22 protein-coding genes are annotated in these 20,003 nt (G+C 67.4%); 10 read left to right on the forward strand and 12 right to left on the reverse strand.

All coding sequences use genetic code 11. The annotated features are described in order from the left end of the window. Positions 1 to 2: 2 nt before the first annotated feature. Together OHA10_RS08915 and OHA10_RS08920 are read right to left on the reverse strand one after the other, a co-directional pair. A complete protein-coding gene (locus OHA10_RS08915) occupies positions 3 to 1,283 on the reverse strand; it encodes an adenylosuccinate synthase (protein WP_371405691.1) in 1,281 nt (426 codons plus the stop codon). 292 nt (positions 1,284 to 1,575) lie between these two features. Beyond that, positions 1,576 to 2,064, reverse strand: a complete 489-nt coding sequence (locus OHA10_RS08920) for a VOC family protein (protein ID WP_371405692.1) — start codon at positions 2,062 to 2,064, stop codon at positions 1,576 to 1,578. Between the two features lie 57 nt (positions 2,065 to 2,121). On the opposite strand from OHA10_RS08920, the gene OHA10_RS08925 reads away from it, so the two are divergent. Beyond that, positions 2,122 to 2,940, forward strand: a complete 819-nt coding sequence (locus OHA10_RS08925; protein ID WP_371405693.1) for a DUF6597 domain-containing transcriptional factor — start codon at positions 2,122 to 2,124, stop codon at positions 2,938 to 2,940. On the opposite strand, the gene OHA10_RS08930 is transcribed toward OHA10_RS08925, so the two are convergent. The 4 genes from OHA10_RS08930 to OHA10_RS08945 all read right to left on the reverse strand — a co-directional run bounded on the left by OHA10_RS08930 (position 2,927) and on the right by OHA10_RS08945 (position 6,254). After that, positions 2,927 to 3,625, reverse strand: coding sequence for a hypothetical protein (locus OHA10_RS08930; RefSeq protein ID WP_371405694.1), 699 nt, complete (start codon positions 3,623 to 3,625; stop codon positions 2,927 to 2,929). The two genes, OHA10_RS08925 and OHA10_RS08930, sit on opposite strands and share 14 nt — an antisense overlap. A 68-nt stretch (positions 3,626 to 3,693) precedes the next feature. Beyond that, complete coding sequence (locus OHA10_RS08935; protein ID WP_371405695.1) at positions 3,694 to 4,893, reverse strand: MFS transporter; 1,200 nt, start codon at positions 4,891 to 4,893, stop codon at positions 3,694 to 3,696. A 151-nt stretch (positions 4,894 to 5,044) separates the two neighbouring features. Beyond that, on the reverse strand, positions 5,045 to 5,803 hold the full coding sequence (locus tag OHA10_RS08940; protein ID WP_371405696.1) for a 2-phosphosulfolactate phosphatase: 759 nt from the start codon (positions 5,801 to 5,803) through the stop codon (positions 5,045 to 5,047). Positions 5,804 to 5,846: 43 nt separating this feature from the next. After that, on the reverse strand, positions 5,847 to 6,254 hold the full coding sequence (locus OHA10_RS08945) for a DUF3151 domain-containing protein (RefSeq protein ID WP_133786014.1): 408 nt from the start codon (positions 6,252 to 6,254) through the stop codon (positions 5,847 to 5,849). 144 nt (positions 6,255 to 6,398) lie between these two features. Between OHA10_RS08945 and OHA10_RS08950 the strand changes: the two genes are divergently transcribed. Genes OHA10_RS08950 through OHA10_RS08960 form a run of 3 tightly spaced genes read left to right on the forward strand, consistent with a single transcriptional unit; the run spans position 6,399 to position 8,612 of the window. After that, the gene (locus tag OHA10_RS08950) at positions 6,399 to 6,848 is read left to right on the forward strand and encodes an HNH endonuclease (protein ID WP_134110408.1); all 450 of its coding nucleotides are present in this window, start codon (positions 6,399 to 6,401) and stop codon (positions 6,846 to 6,848) included. 12 nt (positions 6,849 to 6,860) lie between these two features. Further along, positions 6,861 to 7,595 carry a GNAT family N-acetyltransferase gene (locus OHA10_RS08955; protein WP_371405697.1) on the forward strand — a complete coding sequence of 245 codons (735 nt, stop codon included), beginning with the start codon at positions 6,861 to 6,863 and terminating at the stop codon, positions 7,593 to 7,595. Between the two features lie 45 nt (positions 7,596 to 7,640). Next, positions 7,641 to 8,612, forward strand: a complete 972-nt coding sequence (locus OHA10_RS08960) for a type IV toxin-antitoxin system AbiEi family antitoxin domain-containing protein (protein WP_371405698.1) — start codon at positions 7,641 to 7,643, stop codon at positions 8,610 to 8,612. Between the two features lie 80 nt (positions 8,613 to 8,692). Here OHA10_RS08960 and fbaA read toward each other — a convergent pair whose 3' ends face one another. Beyond that, positions 8,693 to 9,718, reverse strand: a complete 1,026-nt coding sequence (gene fbaA / locus OHA10_RS08965; protein WP_371405699.1) for a class II fructose-bisphosphate aldolase — start codon at positions 9,716 to 9,718, stop codon at positions 8,693 to 8,695. 207 nt (positions 9,719 to 9,925) lie between these two features. After that, positions 9,926 to 10,645: a GntR family transcriptional regulator gene (locus OHA10_RS08970; protein WP_130388014.1), complete on the reverse strand. Its 720-nt coding sequence runs from the start codon at positions 10,643 to 10,645 to the stop codon at positions 9,926 to 9,928. A 139-nt stretch (positions 10,646 to 10,784) separates the two neighbouring features. Between OHA10_RS08970 and OHA10_RS08975 the strand changes: the two genes are divergently transcribed. From OHA10_RS08975 to OHA10_RS08985, 3 genes are all read left to right on the forward strand, one after another. Beyond that, complete coding sequence (locus tag OHA10_RS08975; protein WP_371405700.1) at positions 10,785 to 11,804, forward strand: SIS domain-containing protein; 1,020 nt, start codon at positions 10,785 to 10,787, stop codon at positions 11,802 to 11,804. A gap of 4 nt (positions 11,805 to 11,808) precedes the next feature. Next, on the forward strand, positions 11,809 to 12,483 hold the full coding sequence (locus OHA10_RS08980) for a GNAT family N-acetyltransferase (protein WP_371405701.1): 675 nt from the start codon (positions 11,809 to 11,811) through the stop codon (positions 12,481 to 12,483). Positions 12,484 to 12,573: 90 nt separating this feature from the next. Next, a complete protein-coding gene (locus OHA10_RS08985; RefSeq protein WP_371405702.1) occupies positions 12,574 to 13,002 on the forward strand; it encodes a VOC family protein in 429 nt (142 codons plus the stop codon). Here OHA10_RS08985 and OHA10_RS08990 read toward each other — a convergent pair. Then, complete coding sequence (locus OHA10_RS08990; RefSeq protein ID WP_371405703.1) at positions 12,999 to 13,781, reverse strand: IclR family transcriptional regulator C-terminal domain-containing protein; 783 nt, start codon at positions 13,779 to 13,781, stop codon at positions 12,999 to 13,001. The genes OHA10_RS08985 and OHA10_RS08990 overlap by 4 nt on opposite strands. Positions 13,782 to 13,845: 64 nt before the next feature. Here OHA10_RS08990 and OHA10_RS08995 point away from each other — a divergent pair, with 64 nt between their 5' ends. From OHA10_RS08995 to OHA10_RS09005, 3 genes are read left to right on the forward strand one after another with little or no spacing between them, the layout of a single operon-like run. Continuing rightward, positions 13,846 to 14,940, forward strand: coding sequence for a maleylacetate reductase (locus OHA10_RS08995; protein WP_371405704.1), 1,095 nt, complete (start codon positions 13,846 to 13,848; stop codon positions 14,938 to 14,940). Positions 14,941 to 14,955: 15 nt separating this feature from the next. After that, on the forward strand, positions 14,956 to 15,801 hold the full coding sequence (locus OHA10_RS09000; protein WP_371405705.1) for an intradiol ring-cleavage dioxygenase: 846 nt from the start codon (positions 14,956 to 14,958) through the stop codon (positions 15,799 to 15,801). Continuing rightward, positions 15,798 to 17,531 (forward strand): FAD-dependent monooxygenase, encoded by a 1,734-nt coding sequence (locus tag OHA10_RS09005; RefSeq protein WP_371405706.1) that lies wholly within the window; start codon positions 15,798 to 15,800, stop codon positions 17,529 to 17,531. The genes OHA10_RS09000 and OHA10_RS09005 overlap by 4 nt, the downstream gene beginning before the upstream one ends. On the opposite strand, the gene OHA10_RS09010 is transcribed toward OHA10_RS09005, so the two are convergent. The 3 genes from OHA10_RS09010 to OHA10_RS09020 all read right to left on the reverse strand — a co-directional run bounded on the left by OHA10_RS09010 (position 17,517) and on the right by OHA10_RS09020 (position 19,959). Further along, the gene (locus OHA10_RS09010; RefSeq protein WP_371405707.1) at positions 17,517 to 17,651 is read right to left on the reverse strand and encodes a hypothetical protein; all 135 of its coding nucleotides are present in this window, start codon (positions 17,649 to 17,651) and stop codon (positions 17,517 to 17,519) included. The genes OHA10_RS09005 and OHA10_RS09010 overlap by 15 nt on opposite strands. Before the next feature lie 189 nt (positions 17,652 to 17,840). Next, positions 17,841 to 18,998, reverse strand: coding sequence for an alpha-amylase family protein (locus OHA10_RS09015; protein WP_371405708.1), 1,158 nt, complete (start codon positions 18,996 to 18,998; stop codon positions 17,841 to 17,843). Further along, positions 18,988 to 19,959, reverse strand: a complete 972-nt coding sequence (locus OHA10_RS09020) for an FUSC family protein (protein ID WP_371405709.1) — start codon at positions 19,957 to 19,959, stop codon at positions 18,988 to 18,990. Before OHA10_RS09020 ends, OHA10_RS09015 begins: the two co-directional genes overlap by 11 nt. Between the last annotated feature and the right edge of the window lie 44 nt (positions 19,960 to 20,003).

Here is a 20,003-nt window from a genome sequence, read left to right on the forward strand (position 1 = left end):
GCTTACAGCTGGACGATCTGGCTGCGCTCCGGGCCGACGCCGATCGCGGAGATGCGAGCGCCGCTGAGCGACTCGACCGCGCGGACGTAGGACTGCGCTTCCTTCGGCAGGTCGTCGAACGTGCGGCAGCCGGAGATGTCGTCGGACCAGCCGTCGAACTCCTCGTAGACCGGCGTGGCGTGGTGGAAGTCGGTCTGGGTCATCGGCATCTCGTCGTACCGGACGCCGTTCACGTCGTACGCGACGCAGACCGGGATCTTCTCGCGGCCGGTCAGGGTGTCGAGCTTGGTGAGCACGAAGTCCGAGACGCCGTTGACGCGGGCGGCGTACCGGGCGATCACCGAGTCGTACCAGCCACAGCGGCGCGGGCGGCCGGTCGTCGTACCGAACTCGAAGCCCTGCTGCCGCAGCCACTCACCGTCGGCGTCCAGCAGCTCGGTCGGGAACGGACCCTCACCGACACGAGTCGTGTAGGCCTTCACCACGGCCATCACGCGGTCGATCCGGGTCGGCGGGATGCCGGTGCCCGTGCAGGCACCCGCGGAGATAGCGTTCGACGAGGTGACGAACGGGTACGTGCCGTGGTCGACGTCGAGCAGCGTTGCCTGACCGGCCTCCATCAGCACGGTCTTGCCTTCGTCGAGGGCCTTGTTCAGCAGGAGGCTGGTGTCCGCGACCATCGGCCGCAGGCGGTCGGCGTACGCCAGCAGCTCGTCCAGCACCTCGCGGATCTCGACCGCGCGCCGGTTGTAGACCTTCACCAGCAGCTGGTTCTTCTGCTCCAGCGCACCGGTGACCTTCTGCTCGAGGATCTTCTCGTCGTACAGGTCCTGGATCCGGATGCCGACCCGGTTCATCTTGTCGGCGTACGTCGGACCGATACCGCGGCCCGTGGTCCCGATCTTCCGGCTGCCGAGGAACCGCTCGGTGACCTTGTCGAGAGTCCGGTTGTACGGCGGGATGACGTGCGCGCTCGCACTGACGACGAGTCGCGACGTGTCCACCCCGCGCGCCTGCAGCGCGTCGAGCTCCTCGAACAGCACGCTGAGGTCGACCACGACCCCGTTGCCGATCACCGGGGTCACACCCGGTGTGAGGATGCCGCTCGGGAGCAGGTGCAGCGCGTACTTCTCGGAGCCGATCACGACCGTGTGGCCGGCGTTGTTACCGCCGTTGAACTTGACCACGTAGTCGATGACCTCGCCCGTGTTGCCGAGCAGATCGGTCGCCTTGCCTTTGCCCTCATCGCCCCACTGGGCGCCGACGAGCACGATTGCGGGCATCTCAGCCCTCCTCTTCACGCACCAACTTCACACCCCGTGGCGGTCGGTGCTGGAAACGGTGAAGCCCGGAGACGTTCACCAGACATTCATCCGGCGACGCATCCAGGCTCTTGCGACCAAAGCCTACCGGAACCGGGCGCAGCCGTTTCGGGCCTGTCCATAACCCTTAAGCAAGCGTTTCAAGTAGTTGTTTCATCAAACGATGGGTTGCCATTTAGCGTGATCGCGTGCACACTCTTAGTCAGCGGCCCGCCGAAACTGCCGCAGGGGACGGTTCCGGCGGGCCGCTTCCTCATTGGTCCAGGCCCTCGGGATTCGAGGCGAGCCACTCCTTCACCCGGCGGTCGGCCTCCTCCGGCGACACGTCCTCGACCTTCGTCAGGATCGCCCAGCGATGCCCGAACGGGTCGATCACGGTGCCGAACCGGTCCCCGGTCATGAAGGTCTGCACCTCTTCCACGGACCTCGCGCCGGCCTCGATCGCCTTCGCGTACGTCGCGTCCACGTCCGGCACGTAGTGCACCAGCGAGGAGTGCACCCACTCGCCGTTCGGCGCCCGCAGCCCGATCTGCGGCATCTGGTCGCTCAGCTGCAGCATCGAGTTGCCGAACTTCAGCTCGGCCTGACCGACCCGCCCGTCCGGCATGTCCTGCCGGCTGATCACCTCCGCCCCGAACACCGACGTGTAGAACTCGATCGCCTTCGGCCCGTCCGGGACGGCGAGGTACGGGGTCAGCGAGTGATAACCGTCGGGGATGGGGTTTACCGTGTTCGTCGTCATGCCTCCAGTGAAGTCGCCGGGGGCCGTAGCGGTCTTGTAAGAAAGCGACAGCCAGCCTTGACCCAGCCAGCGGACAGCGAGCGAGGCATCCTGCATCCACGGGAGCAGGCCCGGCACCGTTCGCTTCACCGCCTCGCACCGGGCCCGGACGCGGGCCGGTTCGTGGAGTGGTACTGGATCGTCGAGTGGGACCTGGACGAGCCGTACACGGCCGAGGTGCTGCCGTTCCCGAGCGTGAACGTGACCTTCGAGCAGCCGGGCGGCGCGTTCGTGAACGGGGTCTGCACCCGCAAGTTCGAGCGCGAGCTGGTGGGGCGCGGCCGGGGCTTCGGGGTGAAGTTCTGGGCCGGCGGCTTCGGCGCGATCACCGGCCTCGACGTCGGCTCGTTCCGCGACGAAGTACTGCCGCTGACCGATGTCTTCCCCGACGGCGATCGACTCGCGGACCTGATGTTCACCGCCGAATCCGACGTACGACGCCGGGCGGTATTCGAGGCATTCCTCCGCGACCATCTCGCGCCGCCCGACCCGTCGTACGAGCTGGTGCGAGAGATCGTCGCGACGATCGCCTCCGACCGATCGCTGGCCCGCGTCGACGAGATCACCGACCGCTTCAACGTCCCGATCCGCACCCTGCAAAGACTCTTCCGCCGGTACGTCGGCGTCGGCCCCAAGTGGATCCTCCGCCGCTACCGCCTCCACGACGGCGCCGAACTCCTGGCCCAAGGCGAAGTAACCGAGCTGGCCGAACTCTCCGCCTCCCTCGGCTACTTCGACCAGGCCCACTTCTCCAAAGAATTCAAACAACAAATCGGCCTGACCCCACTCGAATACGCCACCCGAGCCGCCGCAGAACGCGAGATCACCTACCGCTAGGAGATTTGACCGCGGCCGCCTTGTCCCGTGCTGTATCCACAAAGGCTCTGGGCAACTCGCACGACCAGGACGCCAGAAATGCCAAGGCCACCAGGATCACGGCCCATACTCCGAGGAAACCCGACCGCTCGAGCGCGCCGGCATCCGTGCTGATCAGTCCCAAAAGACCGAGGAGGGCGGCGATAACAGCGGCACCGATCGCTGGAACGTACACGACAAGACTCGCGACGGACTCACCCTTCCGAGTCATCAGGCAGAGCAGGTCGACGAGCAAGACAAAGGCAATCGCACCTTGGACGACCCAACGCGAGATCGGCGTCCAGTGGTCGTAGTAGAACGTGGCCCGCAATGTCCACCCCAGGTCGAACGACTGATAATCCACAACAGGCGCTCCGGTGACGTCACTGAGATTCACGAACTGCACCAACTGCCCCAGCGCATATGTGATGGCAATAAATCCGACCTGAGCGCAGACCGCGCCGATCAGCGCCGGAATCGGCCCTGATCGGATCGCCTCCGAAGACCGCTCCAGAACGACAGACCCGTGTTTCACGACAGAACGCGATGCCGATATCCAGGCCCAGGCCCACATCCCAACTGCTAGCAGCGTCACTATCGGCACCGGTAGTGCAATGACGTTCACCAGGAACCAGGTAAGCGCATCTTCCGGATCTGGCAGATCCACCACGACAACCAACCCCCCTCGCCCCCACGAAGAATCGATCATGCACGGTGGGGGTCGAGGGCGCCAGATCATCTGCCGCTGAGCTTCACGGTCATTGCCATCAGCGTGGCTGTTGCTGCTGCTGCGAGGGCGACCAGGAAGCCTTGTTGTGCGGTGTGGTCGTCGACGATCCAGCCGGTGAAGGCGGAGCCGAGGGCGATGCCTGCGGCGCCGCCTGAGTTCAGCCAGGTGAAGGCTTGGGTCAGGATTGCGGGGTGGACGGTCGACTCGGTCAGTACTGCGGACAGGGTCTGGAACGGTGCAATCGCCAAGCCAGGAAGGGCCAATGCGAGAGCTGCGGTCAGTGGGGTGTGCGCGGCGATCAAAGGCACGCAACTGATGGTCAGCCAGACGAACGCGATGACGAACTGTGTCTCCGGAGCGGTCCGCCAGCGGCGAGCGCCGTACACGAGTCCGGCGAACAGACTGACCAGGCTGGTGATGCTGTAGAGCGGTCCGGCGAGGCCCGGCGTACCTCTGGCGACTGCGAAGGCCGTGACGGAGACCTGCATGCTGCCGAAGAACAGGCCGATGCCGATGTTCGTACCGACAAGGCCGGCGAATCGCTTGTGCAGTAGGCGTTTCGCGCTGCCGTGCTCACCGGCCACAGTCGGCGGTGGCGCCGTACGGCGCTGCATCGCCAGCAGAAAGCCGCCCGCCAGCAGAAGACTCGTGGCGAGGATCGAACCTGCTGCCGGGCTCGTGGACGAGCTGACGATGCCGACCAGCCCTGGACCGACCATGAACGCGATGCCGACGCTCAACGCCTCCAACGCAAACGCCGACGACAGTAATGGGGTGTCCCGAAGCGCGTACGACCACCGAGCCGCCGTCTGTGCACTCACCTGCGGCAGTGATCCGCCGGCGAGAACACCGGCTACAACGAGCGACCAGAGCGAGGCGTCGGACACGGTGCGGCTGATCAGCAGAGCCATCGCCGTCGCGTGTGCGAGCAGCGTGACCGGCAACATCCGGGTCTGACCGAAACGGTCGATGAGCCGGGCCACCTGCGGTCCGGCGACCGCTTCAGCGACGGCGAATCCGCCGGTGACGCTGCCGGCCGCGGCGTACGAGCCCGTCGATCCGTGGACCAGCCAGACGATGCCGAGGCCGGTCATCGCGATCCCGATCCTTGCCGGGGCCGCTGCCAGGTAGAACTTCCATGCGCCAGGAGCACGCAGTACCGCTGCGTAAGTGGGCGCGCCTATCCGTCCGGTGAGAGCCGGCACGGTGTGACCTTCCGCTGCCCGGAGGGGCGGGGACCCGACCGTGGGCGTCCAGCTTCGCCGGTCTGTCCGTCCGCCTAGAACCGTCCATGTTCGGCAGGCAACGGGGACGCTCGCCACCCACCGGCACTGTCAACGGGCAGTCATTCGTGGTTCAGGTTGACCGGAACATCGTACCGTCCTCGAGCACCGGCACGCTCGTGCTCTCGTCCACCTCCGCCGCGATCGCGACATCCTCCGGATAGCCGTACTGCGTGAGCTCGCGACCGCCGGCGCACTCGTGCAGGAGGTCGGGCAGCTCATCGGCAACCGCGTCGTACGCCGCCACCGCTGCGCGCGCCTCCGGGGACAGGTCGTGCCGCCCAAGCGCACTCAGGAACCCACCGGCTCCCCACAGATCCTCTACCGCCGGCCGAAGCGATCCGTCCTTCCACCGCTCGCCGGCCGCAATCGCAACAACCTTCGGCCCTGACTGGCGGCCGCTCTCCACCCCCGGCTGCTTCTTGACCCAGTCCGCGGCCGCTCGACGGTTTCGCAACGACACCGCAATCACCGTCGCGCCACCGTCACTCAACTGCTTCGCGATCGTCGATCCGTTGGGCGACGGCAGCACCAACCTGTTGACACCTTCCGCCCGCCGGATCGTCGCCGGCGACAAGCTCACGTCGCCCGGCCCAGCCTCAGACCGCCCGACCGCGAGCTTCGCTCCCCACTGCTCGGCATAGGTCGCAGCCGTCTCGTCCCGCCACTGGTACGGGTAGACCTCGATCCCGAGATCGGCCGCCACGGTTACCGCGGTGGTGAACGACAACACATCCACCACAGCGACGATGTCTCCGGCAACAACCTCAGCACCCACCGGGCCCCAGTCGAACCCGACGCCGAACCCGGACTGCACATAAGGGCTGGTCACCCGGCAGATCATCCCGCCGAGCAACCAACCCCACAACCAGGTTTCAGCTCAGGGCGTCGGCAGCAGCCGGCGACGAGTCACGCAGGAACGTGGCGCATCGCTCCGCCTCGTCCTTCTCGTCGATCAGCGCGGCCGCCTTGCCCAGCGCCGCCAGCGCGCGCAGGAACCCGCGGTTCGGCTCGTGCTCCCACGGCACCGGTCCGTGCCCCTTCCAGCCGTTGCGCCGGAGCAGGTCCAGCGCACGGTGGTATCCGGTCCGCGCGTACGCGTACCCCTCGATGGTCCGGCCGTCGGCCAAGGCGCCCTCGGCAAGCACGGCCCAGGCCAGCGACGACGTCGGGTACTTGGCGGCGACGTCCGCCGGAGCGGCCCCGTCGGCGAGTTCCGCCGCGGCCGGGTCGACCGGTAGTAGTGTCTCGGGTGGGCCTGAGAGCAGATTGTTCAATTCCATAAGCACATCTTCGCCGATCACGCAGCCGTACCGGCACGTGACCGTCTGACGAAATCCGTTGACCGTTCACCCACCGGCCACGGATGCTTGAGACCCTGCGTCAAACCGCCGTGGTTCCCAGCTACGGCCGGAAGGAGGCACCGGATGAGCGTCATAGTCCTGAACGCGTCGTACGAACCGCTGCACACCGTCTCGATCCAGCACGCCATCCGGATGCTGGTGCGGGAGGTCGCAGTGGTGGAAGAGGCGCACGGAGAGCGAACTATCGGCCCTTTCCCGGTCCCCCGCGTCCTGCGCCTGGTCCGGTACGTCGTGACGCACTGGCGCTACGCAGCCGGCCGGATGAAGTACAGCAAGCACGGCGTACTCCGCCGGGACAAGTTCCGCTGCGCGTACTGCGGTCTCGAGAACGCCGACACCATGGACCATGTCCAACCCAGATCCAGGGGCGGCCGCACCGAGTGGCTGAATGCCGTGGCCGCCCATGCCTCGTGCAACGAGCGGAAAGGCAACCGCACACCGTCCGAGGCCAACATGCCGCTCCTTTGGCAACCCTGGGTACCAACCCGCGCCGAGCTCGTCATAGACAGATGACGAGCTTTTTTCATGCCCGTGGAGATCACCACCGTCGCTGATCGCCCCGAGCTCGCCAACGCGGACATCGACGTCCACGGCTGGCCCGAGTTCATGCGCCACAACCGGGTGTCGGAGGCGTACTTCGCCCAGGTCCCGTCGACCTTCCCCGAAACGTGCCTCATCGCGACTGTGGGCGACCGCGTCGTCGCCGACGCCCATGCCGTCCAGTTCGCCCGCCGCTCGGACTTCCCGCCCGGCGGATGGGAACAGGTGGTCGTCCGGGCCTTCACCGACGTACGCCGCGGCGTAGGTCCTGACTCAGCCTGCGCACTCCACATCAGCGTGGCTCAGGACTGCCAAAACCAGGGCATTGCTGCACTCATGCTCGCCGCTCTTCGGCAGGCGGCCGCTGACGTCGGGCTAGACGTCCTGGATGCCCCGGTGCGGCCGACTCACAAGCACCTGGAGCCTCGGACGTCGATGGCCGAGTACGCCGCCCGGACGGGCGCTGACGGCCTGCCGTGCGATCCGTGGCTGCGCACCCATGTCCGCGCCGGCGGGAAGATCGCCGGCATCGCGCCTGCATCCTGGGTGGTCGCCGGTTCGCTGGCCGAGTGGCGTTCGTGGACCGGGCTTCCGTTCGATCGCAGCGGACCCGTCGAGGTCGAAGGCGGACTCGTGCCGGTGGATTGCGACGTGGCGGCCGATCGGGCTGTCTACGTGGAGCCGAACGTCTGGGTGCGGCACGAGTTCTCCACAGCTTGAAAATCGTCGGTCCTGGCGGGGTTGGATCGCGGCAGTTTCTAGGGCATGAATCCTCAACTTGCTGTGATGGCGGCGATCCGTGGCGGGGTGTTCACCCGCGCCGACGCACGTGCCTGTGGTTACCCCGACCCTGATATCGACTCCCTGCTGGACACCGGCTGCTGGCGCCGGATCCGGCGCGGGACGTATGCCGCCCAACGCTCGCTCATGCTCGTCACCGACGAGGTTCTCCACCTGCGGAAGCTGTATCGAGTCCTTCGCGCCGGCGGGCCCAACCTCTACGCGAGCCATCAATCCGCGGCGGCCCTGCATGCCCTACCTGTCTGGGGTCTCGACCTGACCCGCGTCCACGTGACAGCGTCCGACGGGCGATCCGGCCGAATACGCGGCGGCGTCCATCGCCACATCCGCGATCCCGTCGGCTCCGGCCTCCAACTGTGGAACGGCCTGCGGATGTCCTCGCCGGCCCGCTCGATCGCCGAAGTCGCTGCCACCGCGCCACCTACGTCTGCGGTCGTGCTCGCCGACGCTGCCCTGTACGCCGGTCTCGTCAGCAAGCGCACGCTGAAACACGCGGTCGCTTCGCTCGACCATGGCGCCAAACGGGCGCTCACGGTTCTGGATCACGTGACCGGCGCGGCCTCGATCGCCGAGTCCCGCCTCCGCCTGATCCTCGCCGCTGCAGGCCTGCCCACACCCAGCCCCTCACCACCGCCCGAAGCCGACGACCCGGACTTCCCGACCGAAGGATTCTGGTTCCCCGACGAGCGCACGGTCGTCGAGTTCGAGGCGCGTTTCCCCTTCTGGTGCGAGGAATTCGAGCCTTCCGTCGAAGAACCACTCCCCGAACCACAAGCTGCCGATCCCGACGGACCGCAACCCGTCGAGCACTGCCGCATCTCCTGGACAGACCTCGACGATCCATCGACCGTGGCCGACCGCATCCGAACCACGTTCACCCGAGCAGCCCGCCGCACCGGCGTCCGCCAGTTCGATCTGGCCCGATCCCGGATGTGACAGAAGGGCCCACCGCCGCGTGCGGTCGACGCGGTGGTGAGCCCTTCGACAGATCCCTTTGAGGAGGACCCCAGATGATGTCAGCCGTTCAGCGACGTACCCGTCGAGCGAAGGCTCTCGCAGGCCTCGCCGACGCGGTTCGCCATACCTTCTTCGCCGGCCTTGCCCCAGGCGCGCGGGTCGTAGGCCTTCTTGTTGCCGACCTCGCCGTCCACCTTCAGCACGCCGTCGTAGTTGGTGAACATGTGCCCCGCCACCGGCCGGGTGAACGCGTACTGCGTGTCGGTGTCGACGTTCATCTTGATGACACCGTGGTCGACCGCGGCCCGGATCTCCTCCAGCGTCGAGCCGGAGCCACCGTGGAACACCAGGTCGAACGGACGCTCCTTGCCGACCTTGGCACCGACCTGCTCCTGGATCTCGGCGAGGATCTCCGGGCGCAGCTTGACCGCACCCGGCTTGTAGACGCCGTGCACGTTGCCGAAGGTCAGCGCGGTCAGGTAGCGGCCGTTCTCACCGGTGCCGAGCGCCTCGACCGTGGCCAGGCCGTCCTCGACGGTGGTGTAGAGCTTCTCGTTGATCTCGTTGGCGACACCGTCCTCCTCGCCGCCGACGACGCCGACCTCGATCTCCAGGACGATCTTCGCCGCGGCCGTCTTGGCCAGCAGCTCCTTGGCGATCTCCAGGTTCTCGGCCAGCGGCACCGCCGAGCCGTCCCACATGTGCGACTGGAACAGCGGGTTCTCGCCGCGCGCGACGCGCTCGGCCGAGATCTCCAGCAGCGGCCGGACGAAACCCTCGAGCTTGTCCTTCGGGCAGTGGTCGGTGTGCAGCGCGATGTTCACCGGATAGTTCTTGGCGACCTCGTGCGCGTACGCCGCCAGCGCGACCGCACCGGTCACCATGTTCTTCACGGTCGGACCGGACAGGTACTCCGCACCACCGGTGGAGACCTGGATGATGCCGTCCGAGCCCGCCTCGGCGAAACCGCGGATCGCGGCGTTCAGCGTCTGCGAGGAGCTGACATTGATGGCCGGGTAGGCAAAGCGGTTCTGCTTGGCCTTGTCCAGCATCTGGGCGTAGACCTCAGGGGTTGCAATAGGCATGTCTCGCGGTACTCCTCACAACACAGTTCTTGTGGGTTCGGCTCCAGTATTGCCGCCTGGCACTTCGTCGTGACCAGCGGCCCGCCTGCCGGGCCGGCCCGGTGGCCGGGGAGCGATCGGCAGGGATGTAGACCAGTTGATGAACAGGACCGATCCAGTTCGTTGCGTCCGGATGTCCTTCAGGAGCACAGGCCGCTCCGGGGACGGTCAGGCGGACCCGGTTCGCGGGCCGCGGGGGGTCAGGGCCATGTGCAGCCGGTAGCGGTCGGCGCGGTAGGCCGACCAGGACAGTTCGACGACCTTGCGGCCGGCGAACGTGGTGCGCTCGAGGACCAGCAGGGGTGCCCGCCTGGCCACGCCGAGCACCCGGGCGACATGACCGTCGGCGTTGTCCGCCCGGACGGTCTGCTCACCGGAGGTGACGACGACGTCGTACTCACTGGCAAAGACGTCGTAGAGGGTGCCGAGCTCACGGCCGAGCAGGCCGGGGAAGAGCGCGGACGGGTAGTAGCCGACCTCGTAGGCCATCGGCGACGCGTCGGCCGTGCGGAGCCGCTCGACCCGGATCACCTTGGTGCCCTTGGCGACCCGCAGGCCCTTCGCGGTCTCGTCGGAGGCCTCGATCTCGCTGGCCGACAGCACCACGGTCCCGGGCTCGAGGCCACGGGCCCGCATCTCCCGGGAGAACGAGGTCAGGTGCAGCTGGGAGTCGACCTGGGGGCCGGTGACGAAGGTTCCCTTGCCGTGCACCCGCTCCAGCGCGCCGGACTCGACCAGGTCGCTGATCGCCTGCCGGACGGTCACCCGGGAGACGTTCAGCTTGTCCACCAGGGCCCGCTCGGAAGGGATCGGATCGCCGGGATGCAGCTCGACATCGATCAGCCGTTCCAGCACCGATCGGACCTGGGCCCGCTTGGTCGCCACCATGGAATCTCGATCCTCCAGACCTGGGCGGATCTCGGGGGTGCCCCGGGACGCCGCTCACTGCTATCGTGCGCAGCATACCTGTTAAGACCAGATAGGACCAGTGATCTCAGTGGTGTCTGTCCCTGCCCACGAAACCCAGATGGCGCACGAGATCGCCGAGCAGCCGGCGGCGCTCGCAGCGACCTTCGAGCATGTTCTGCCGCTGCGGCACGACATCACCCGGCTGGCCGCCGGGCGCCGGAACGTCATCTTCGTGGCCCGCGGTTCGTCGGACAACGCGGGGGTCTACGGCCGCTACCTGACCGAGATCCACGCCGGCCGGCAGGCGTCGCTGGCCGCGCCCTCGGTCGCGACGCTGTACGGCGCGAACCTCGACCTGTCGAACTCGCTGGTCGTCGCGGTCAGCCAGTCCGGTGCGACCCAGGAGATCGTCGACACGGCCGAGTGGGCGAAGCGCAACGGCGCCGCGATCGTCGGCATCACGAACGACGGCGACAGCCCGTTGGCTTCGACGGCCGACGTCGCGCTGATCACGCAAGCGGGCAAGGAGCTCGCCGTACCGGCCACCAAAACCTATACGACGCAGTTGGCTGCGATCACGGTCGCCGTGGACGCGCTGGCGCAGCGGCCGGGGACGCTCGACGCGGACATCGCGCGGGTTCCGGACGCGGCGGCCAAGATGCTGTCGGGGTCGGTCGAGGCCGCGGCGGACCTGCTCGCCGGCGCGCACGACGTGCTCGCGAGCGGTCGCGGCCTGACATTCGGCACGACCCTCGAGGTCGCGCTGAAGCTCGAGGAGACGTGCCTGCAGCCCGTGCGTGGGCTGTCGTACGCCGACCTGAAGCACGGGCCGATTGCTGTCGTCGACGCCGACCTGGTCACGATCCTGGTCGCTGCGGGCGATGGTCCCGCGCTCCCCGGCATGACCGAGCTGGCCGGCCTTGTCCGCGAGAAGGGCAGCAAGATCCTGGGGATCGGAGGCGACCCGACGTTCGCCTCCCGCTGCGACGTGAACCTCCCTGGACCCGATCTGCCGGAGACCCTCGCACCGCTGGCGCTCGTCATCCCCGCCCAACGAGCCATCGAGCTGCTCGCCCGCAAGCTCGGTCTCGACCCCGACGCTCCCCGAGGCCTCCGCAAGGTCACCCAGACGGACTGAATCCGTGCCGCTGCTCGTCGATCCAGCGCTGCCCGCCGGAACGCTGCGAGGTATCACCCAGCCACGGCTGGCAACTAACAACGGGTTGGTGCTGCGGCCGTGGAGGCAGGACGACGCGGAGGCTGTGCTTACAGCGTTCGCCTGTCCCGAGATCCAGCAGTGGCACGTCCGCCGGCTCGACTCACTCGAGGAAGCAGTCGAGTGGGTCGGGCAATGGGCTGACCGCTGGCAGACCGAGACGGCGGCGAGCTGGGCAATCGTCGCCGACGCTGACGCAGCACTTCCGTCAGCAGAGCGGGTAAGTCAGCCGCTGGGACAGTCAGATCAGGTGCTGGGACAGTCAGATCGGCCGCTTCGGGACGTGGATCAGCCGCTGGGGCAGATCGGGCTGCGCAACGTCTCCCTCGCGGAGGGGTCAGCCAGCCTGTCGTACTGGGTTACCCCAGCGGCTCGGGGCAGGTCCCTTGCGGCGAGGTCGGTTGAGGCGTTGACCGTTTGGGCGTTCGAGGTGATCGGCTTCAACCGGCTGAACATCCAGCACTCCAGCGTCAACACCGCGTCCTGCCGAGTCGCCGAGCGCACCGGTTACCGAGCCGAGGGCACGCTGCGGCAGGCGATCAAGCACGCCGACGGCTGGCACGACTGGCACCTCCACGGCCGCCTGCGCGCAGACACCTGATCTCGTCCAACAAAGTGCTCACTCGGTGAGCACTTTGGCTGGAATGGTGGTGGTCATCAACCGGGAAGTTCCCAGGAAAGGACCACCACGATGTTGCGAGGATTCGCCACCGTCAGCTTCTACGCCACGGACGTGAAGGCGGCACGCGCCTGGTACGAGGAGTTGCTCGGCATCGAGGCGTACTACGCCGTGCCGACGGCCGAGGACCCGGCGTACGTCGAGTTCCGGTTCGGCGACTTCCAGTGCGAGCTGGGGATCATCGACGCGAAGTACGCCACGCATCAGGTCGCGTCGGGTCCCGCCGGCGCCGTGATCCACTGGCACGTCGACGACCTGGAGGCCGAGCTCCAGCACCTCCTCGACCACGGCGCCACGCTCCAGGAGCCGATCACCGAACGCGGCAACAACACCGGCTTCCGCACCGCGTCGGTCGTCGACCCGTTCGGCAACCTCATCGGCATCATGAACAACCCGCATTACCTGCAGATCCTCGAAGGCCTGAAGGCCTCATCCGTCTAGAAGTTGCCGCGATGGGTCAGGGCGGTGGTGATCTGGGCGGCGGCTTGCTGGAGGTGCGGGAGAGCCTCCGTGCGGAGCGACGTGGAGGTCGAGCGGGAGGCGTGGGCGGAGACGTTGAGGGCGGCGATCACGCGGCCGCGGGAGTTGTGGATCGGGGCGGCGATCGAGCGAAGGCCCTGCTCGAGCTCCTGGTCGACCAATGCATAACCGTCGGCGCGGGCCCTGGTGATGGTTGCGTGGAGGTCATCCGGGGAGATCACCGTGCGGTCGGTCAGCGGTTCGGCCTGCAGGGACGAGAGGTACGACGTGAGCTCGTCCTCCGGCAGGCCTGCGAGCAGGACGCGTCCCATGGAGGTCGGGTACGCCGGGAGGCGGGCGCCGACGCCGAGGGCGACCGTCATGATCCGGCTCGTGGGGACGCGGGCGACGTACACGATGTCCGGCAGGTCGAGGGTGGCGATCGAGCAGGATTCGCGGGTCTTGGCGCTGAGCTCTTCCATGAACGGGCCGGCGAGTTCGCCGAGGTCCAGTGAGGACAGGTAGGCCCAGCCGAGGGCGAGTACGCGCGGGGTGAGGGAGAAGCGGCGGTGGTCGCTGCGGACGTACCCGAGCTCCTCCAGCGTCAGCAGGATGCGTCGCGCGGTCGCGGGCGTGATGCCGACGGCACGCGCGACCTCGCTGAGCGTGAGCGACGGCGCGTCGGCGGAGAAGGCGCGGATCACCGCGAGCCCGCGCTCCAGGCCTTGCAGAAACGTGCCTGTAGACGCGTCACTCGCCATCGGCTAGCCTACTTTTCGTTGAAAGAAGAACTATTCGCTGAGCGAAATCCTATCGAAGCTGCCGATGCCGCGTCCAGCTGAACCGGGACGAGCGGAGCCTCAGACCGGGTTCGTGCACACGTTCCTGCCGGGGCGGGTGGTGTTCGGAGCGGGCGCGCTCGACCGCGTCGCCGCCGAGGTCGAGACCGTCGGCGTACGGCGGGCGCTGGTCGTGGCGACGAAGTCCGCGCGGGATGCGGCGGATGTGGTCGAGGTACAGCTGGGCGATGGGTTCGCGGGGCGGATCGACGGTGTTGCCCAGCACGTGCCGACCGCGGTCGCGGAGCACGCGCGCGGCAAGGCGCGGGACGTCAGCGCGGACGGAGTCATCGCCATCGGTGGTGGATCGGCGATCGGCCTCGCAAAGGCGGTCGCCCTCACCAGCGAGGTGGTGATCGTTGCGGTGCCTACGACGTACGCGGGGTCCGAGATGACGCCGGTGTGGGGCGAGACTGCTGGCGGGAGCAAGACGACCGGCTCGGATTTGAGGGTTCTGCCGCGGGTTGTTGTCTACGACCCGGTGTTGAGTCAGCACCTGCCGAAGAAGGTCACCGCGGCGAGCGTCGCCAACGCGATCGCGCACTGCGTCGAGGCTGTCTGGACGCCGAAGGCCGACCCGATCACCGAAGCCACCGCGGTAGAAGGGCTCCGCGCGCTCGCGCTAGGTCTACGGCAGGTCCAGACGGCGCCGACCGATTTAGATGCCCGCAGCAACCTTCTCTACGGCGCGTGCTTGGCCGGATCGGCGTTGGCGACGGCCGGCACCGGGCTGCATCACAAGCTGTGCCACCTGCTCGGCGGGACCTACAACCTCCCCCACGCGGAGACACACGCGGCGGTGCTGCCCCAGGTCGCCCGCGTCAACGCGCCCGCCGTGCCGCAAGCAGCAGTACGACTGCAAGATGCACTGAGCACAGCCGGAGCGCCCGATCTGGCCACAGGATTGTTCGACCTGTTCGCGGCGGCGGAAATTCCCACGAGTTTGAAGGAACTAGGGCTGACCGAGGAGCAGGCGTTCGAGGCTGCGAAGGCGTTCAAGCCCACCGACAACCCGATCCCCGTGACCGAGGACCTGGTGCGCGAGATCCTCACCCGCGCCTGGGCCGGTACACGACCTTGACCTACGAGGAGACCGATGGATCTGCAAGGCGATGACCTGACCGAAGCGGTGGTGGCCAGCTTCGACGGCAGCGCGAGCGAACGCTACAAAAACGTCATGGGCACCCTCGTGCGGCACCTGCACGCGTTCGCGCGGGAGGTGGAGCTGACCGAGGACGAGTACTTCACCGCGATCGACTTCCTCACCCGAACCGGCCAGATCTCCACCGGAACCCGGCAGGAGTTCGTGCTGCTGGCCGACGTACTCGGGCTGTCGATGCTCACCGTCGGACTCGGCAACCGCAAGCCGCCGGAAGCCACGCAGTCCACCGTGTTCGGCCCATTCTTCGTCGAGGGATCGCCTGAGGCTCAGCTCGGCGAAGACATTGCGAACGGCGCCCCGGGACAGCCGTGCCTGGTGAGCGGCAAGGTCCTGAACACGAAGGGCGAGCCGATCGCGGGCGCGCTCGTCGAGACCTGGCAGGCCGACGAGGACGGGTTCTACGACGTACAGAAGGATCTCGACGGCCCGCAGAACCGGGCCCATCTGACAACCGATGCCGAAGGCAACTACCGGTTCTGGGCGGTGAAGCCGGTCGCCTACCCGATCCCCGACGACGGCCCGGTCGGTGAGCTGCTCCGAGCCGGTGGGCGCGGTCCGATGCGGCCCGCGCACATCCACTTCATGGTCACCGCACCCGGATACGCCCGCCTGATCACGCATGTCTTCGCAGCCGGGGACGAGTACCTCGACACGGATGCGGTCTTCGGAGTCAAGCAGTCCCTGATCGCCGATTTCGCCGAACATCATGACGACGGAAAGACGTACTTCTCCGTCAACTACGACCTGGTGCTCGCCACCGAAGAGGAGACGCAAGCGTGATCACGACAGACGTCCTCATCGTCGGCAGCGGCCCCGCCGGCGGCGCCGCCTCGCTCTTCCTGTCCACGTACGGCGTCGACAACATCGTCCTGACCCGGTACGGCTGGACCGCGAACACGCCCCGCGCGCACATCACCAACCAGCGCACGATCGAACTCATGCGCGACATGGGCATCGAGGACCAGATCGTCGACAACGGGACAGCCCACGAGTTGATGGGGCAGACCGCGTTCTGCACCAGCCTCGCGGGTGAGGAGATCGGCCGGATCCGCACCTGGGGTACGCACCCGCGTCGGCTCGCCGACTACACCGAGGCGAGCCCGTGTCTGCCCTGCGACCTCCCGCAGACGCTCTTCGAACCGATCCTCGTCAGTACGGCGGCCAGCCGTGGCGCCCAGCTCCGCTTCAACACGGAGTACCTGTCGCTCGAGCAGGACGACGACGGTGTCACCGCGACGGTCCGCGATCGACTCAGCGACACGACGTACCAGATCCGGGCCAAGTACCTGATCGGCGCGGACGGCGGCCGGAGCAAGGTTGCCCAGGACATCGGTCTGCCGATGGCCGGCGCGATGGACATCGAGGGTTCGATGAACATCGTCTTCGAGGCCGACCTCAGCCGGTACGTCGCTCATCGCCCGAGCGTCCTGTACTGGGTCCTCCAGCCGGGCGCGCAGATCGGCGGGATCGGCGCAGGCCTGGTCCGCATGGTCCGCCCGTGGAGCGAATGGCTGATCGTCTGGGGTTACGACATCTCCCAGCCCGCGCCGGTGGTCGACGAGGCGATGGCGACCGAGATCGTGCACAACCTGGTCGGCGACGACACCATCGACGTGAAGCTGAAGAGCACGTCGGTCTGGAGCGTCAACCACATGTACGCCGAGAAGACGTCCAAGGGCCGTGTGTTCTGTATGGGCGACGCGATCCACCGGCACCCGCCGAGCAACGGACTGGGCTCGAACACCTCGATCCAGGACGCGTACAACCTCGCCTGGAAGCTGGCCCTCGTCCTGAAAGGACAGGCCGCGCCCGAGCTTCTCCAGACGTACGACACGGAGCGCGCGCCGATCGCGAAGCAGATCGTTGACCGCGCCAACAAGAGCCGCAACCAGTTCGGGCAGATCTTCCGCGCACTCGGCATGACCCCGGACGCGCCGGCCGGACGGACGATCGAGTCCCGTAAGGACGACACTCCCGAAGGCGCCGCACAGCGCGAGGAGCTGCGGCAGGCGATCGAGCTCAAGGACTACGAGTTCAACGCGCACGGTGTCGAGCTCGGCCAGCGCTACACGTCATCCGCCGTGCTCGAGGACGGTACGCCGGAGCCGCCGTACGAGCGGGACCACGAGCTGTACTACCACCCGACGACCTGGCCGGGCGCCCGGATCCCGCACTGCTGGCTCACCCGCGGCACCGACACCGTCAGCACACTCGACGTGGTCGGCAAGGGCCGGTTCACGCTGCTCACCGGCATCGGTGGCGACGCGTGGGTGAAGGCGGCGCAGTCGGTGTCCGAGCACCTCGGCGTACCGATCGAGCCCTACGTGATCGGGCCCGGTCGTGAGCTGGACGATCTGTACGGCGACTGGGCGCGGGTGCGCGAGATCCCGGACGAGGGCTGTCTGCTCGTTCGTCCGGACGCGCACATCGCCTACCGTTCGTTCGAACAGCCCGACGACCCGACGGGGGCGCTGACGCAGGCGATCAGCGCGGTACTAGGCCGCCGATGAGGCTTCCGAGCGGAGGATCTGGTCGAGGATCGCCGAGATCTCCGCGGTCTCGGCGTCCAGCAGGGTGATCAGCGCGACCCGGGAGGTCTCCGTGCGCGCCTCCAGAGCCGCCGCGCTCAAGGCGCGCACGGTCCCTAACTCGTGTATCAGTTCGTCCCACAGAGCGTTCATCAACAAACCCCCATGATTCCCGTCGCAAACCCAGTACGACGTGCTTGATGCACGCCGAGCCCCCCGAGTTGGGGCTGACTTTGTGTCGAGAAGGCCTCACTTCTGTCAGCAGGTACAACGCGGCACCCCGGGTGCACGTTACGGATGTGTCAAGAATTTCCAGCTGTGCGGCGGGACGACCGCCGCATCCTCGAGCGGGAACTCAGCGTCGGAGTCCGACACGTTGAGCAGGAGCAGCACCCATTCGTCGCCGTGCCGAGCCCGCAGGGCGATCGTCTGGTTGGTCACGTGCTCGACCACGGTCCGGGCGTGCGTGAGCCAGGAATGACGTCGCCGCAACCCGATCAGGTCCTGGTGCAGGCGGTACGTCGGCCAGCCGTACGACGCCAATCCGTCAGGCGTGTCCGGGAACGCCGGCCGGATCGCATCATCGCCGCCGATGCGATCCTCCTTCAGACCACGGAACGCCTGCTCGTCCCCGTAGTAGACGCTCGGCACACCGCCGACCGTGAACAAGATCGCCACAGCGTGACCGAGATGCCGCGAGTCCTCGAGACGGGTCGCGATGCGCGTGACGTCGTGGTTGCCGACGAACGTCTGCGGGACGAAGGTGTCGAGCAGCGCGTTGTGCCGGCCCAGCGCATACGAGAGCTCGAAGAAGTTGCCGTCGTTGAGCGAGCTCCAGATCGCCTTCCACAGTTCGTACTGCGTGACCGAGTCGAGCCCGCTCTTCTCGACGTACCCGGCGTAGTCGCCGTGGATGACCTCACCGAAGTACCACGCGTCCCGGTCCCGGGGCAGCACGTTGCGCCAGAACTCGGGCGGGACGGCGTACGCCGCGTCGAGGCGCCAGGCGTTCACGCCCCGATCGAGCCAATGACGCAGTACGTCGCCGACGTACTGCGCGACTGCGGGGTTGCCGTGGTCGAGGGTAACCAGGTGCTCATGGCCCTCGAAGGTAGCGCCGTCGTCGCGGAACCACTCCGGGTGGACGAAGGAGCGGGCCACGTGGTTGAAGACGCCGTCGAGAGCGATGCGCAGCCCACGGTCGTGCGCCTTGGTGACCAAGCGGTCGAAGTCGGCGTCGTCGCCCAGACGCGGGTCGATGCGGAAGTGGTCGATCGTGTCGTAGCCGTGTGTCTCGGACGCGAAGATCGGACCGAGCAGGAGTCCGTTGCAGCCCAGTTCGATCGCGTAGTCGAGCCAGTTCTCCACGTGGGCCAGGCGATGCGCGGGTTGGTCGGCCGTGAAGCCGAGCGGGTAGATCTGCCACCAGATCGCGTGGTCAGCCCACATGTCTTCTCCTCAACAGCAAAGTCGGAACGATCGCGATCAAGCAGCCGATCACGGTGTCGATGAGCCGGTAGCCGACGGTCGACAGCTCCGGCGTACGGCCGAGGTCCATCAGCAGGACCACCAGCGGGGTCATGACGGTGGCATAAGCAGCGTAGTTCCGTTCCTTCAGCAACGGTCGCAGTCCGGCGAGAACGCTGACGATCGCCACGATCGCCCACGACGGGGGCGCCCACAGGATGAGCAGGCCGCCGATCAGCACGCCGGCGCAGGTCCCGGCGCAGCGTTGTGTTGCCCGGAGCAACGATCCGCCACGGCGCCGTACGACGATCACCACCGCGAGCGCGATCCAGTACCCCTTCTCCTGATGCCACAGCACGCCGATCACCTCCGCGACCGCGAGCGCAGACACCAGCTGCACGGCGTACCGCCAGCCCTCGAACTCCCCCAGCTTCCCGCGCCAACGTCGCCACAACTGCCGGTACGTCGGACGCGCGGCCTCAGCACTCGCTGACGCGAACGACCCGAGCACGATCGCCCACACGACCCCGACCACGAACCACCGAGCCGCCTCCCACGGATCCGCCCCACCGAACCCGGTCGCCATCACGAGGAACGTGACGAACCGCGTCGTCGCATCGGCCATCCACCGGCTGAACCCGCCCACAACGGCGGCACCCGCAGCCAACAACACCACGCCCGCGGCGCCGATCCACTCCCGCCCACCGAGCGAGGCCCCAAGCAACGCAGCCACCGTCACCACACCGCCCAGGCCGACCTGGGCTCCAGCCGACCTGCGAATGGCCGGAACGGCCAGCGCACCGAGCGCCGCGAAGGAGGCGTGCGCCAGGTGGTTGGTGGTCACGCCGTACGTGATGGGAGCGGCCATCGCGAGAGCCGCGGTGACCAACTGAGCCGGAACGACTGGCGTGTCCCGCGACCAGTGGATGAGATGGACGCTCATAGTAAGCTGAGCTTAGCATTCTCAAGCGTCGCTGAGAGAAGGAT

The sequence above is a fragment of the Kribbella sp. NBC_00662 genome, from assembly GCF_041430295.1.
GTDB lineage: Bacteria > Actinomycetota > Actinomycetes > Propionibacteriales > Kribbellaceae > Kribbella.

Bases quoted from the DNA above. Each gene is read 5' to 3' on its own strand.
- OHA10_RS08915 (WP_371405691.1), bottom strand. From the start codon at position 1,283: ATGCCCGCAATCGTGCTCGTCGGCGCCCAGTGGGGCGATGAGGGCAAA.
- OHA10_RS08920 (WP_371405692.1), bottom strand. From the start codon at position 2,064: ATGACGACGAACACGGTAAACCCCATCCCCGACGGTTATCACTCGCTG.
- OHA10_RS08945 (WP_133786014.1), bottom strand. From the start codon at position 6,254: ATGGAATTGAACAATCTGCTCTCAGGCCCACCCGAGACACTACTACCG.
- OHA10_RS08950 (WP_134110408.1), top strand. From the start codon at position 6,399: ATGAGCGTCATAGTCCTGAACGCGTCGTACGAACCGCTGCACACCGTC.
- OHA10_RS08955 (WP_371405697.1), top strand. From the start codon at position 6,861: ATGCCCGTGGAGATCACCACCGTCGCTGATCGCCCCGAGCTCGCCAAC.
- OHA10_RS08960 (WP_371405698.1), top strand. From the start codon at position 7,641: ATGAATCCTCAACTTGCTGTGATGGCGGCGATCCGTGGCGGGGTGTTC.
- fbaA (WP_371405699.1), bottom strand. From the start codon at position 9,718: ATGCCTATTGCAACCCCTGAGGTCTACGCCCAGATGCTGGACAAGGCC.
- OHA10_RS08970 (WP_130388014.1), bottom strand. From the start codon at position 10,645: ATGGTGGCGACCAAGCGGGCCCAGGTCCGATCGGTGCTGGAACGGCTG.
- OHA10_RS08975 (WP_371405700.1), top strand. From the start codon at position 10,785: ATGGCGCACGAGATCGCCGAGCAGCCGGCGGCGCTCGCAGCGACCTTC.
- OHA10_RS08985 (WP_371405702.1), top strand. From the start codon at position 12,574: ATGTTGCGAGGATTCGCCACCGTCAGCTTCTACGCCACGGACGTGAAG.
- OHA10_RS08990 (WP_371405703.1), bottom strand. From the start codon at position 13,781: ATGGCGAGTGACGCGTCTACAGGCACGTTTCTGCAAGGCCTGGAGCGC.
- OHA10_RS08995 (WP_371405704.1), top strand. From the start codon at position 13,846: ATGCCGCGTCCAGCTGAACCGGGACGAGCGGAGCCTCAGACCGGGTTC.
- OHA10_RS09000 (WP_371405705.1), top strand. From the start codon at position 14,956: ATGGATCTGCAAGGCGATGACCTGACCGAAGCGGTGGTGGCCAGCTTC.
- OHA10_RS09015 (WP_371405708.1), bottom strand. From the start codon at position 18,998: ATGTGGGCTGACCACGCGATCTGGTGGCAGATCTACCCGCTCGGCTTC.
- OHA10_RS09020 (WP_371405709.1), bottom strand. From the start codon at position 19,959: ATGAGCGTCCATCTCATCCACTGGTCGCGGGACACGCCAGTCGTTCCG.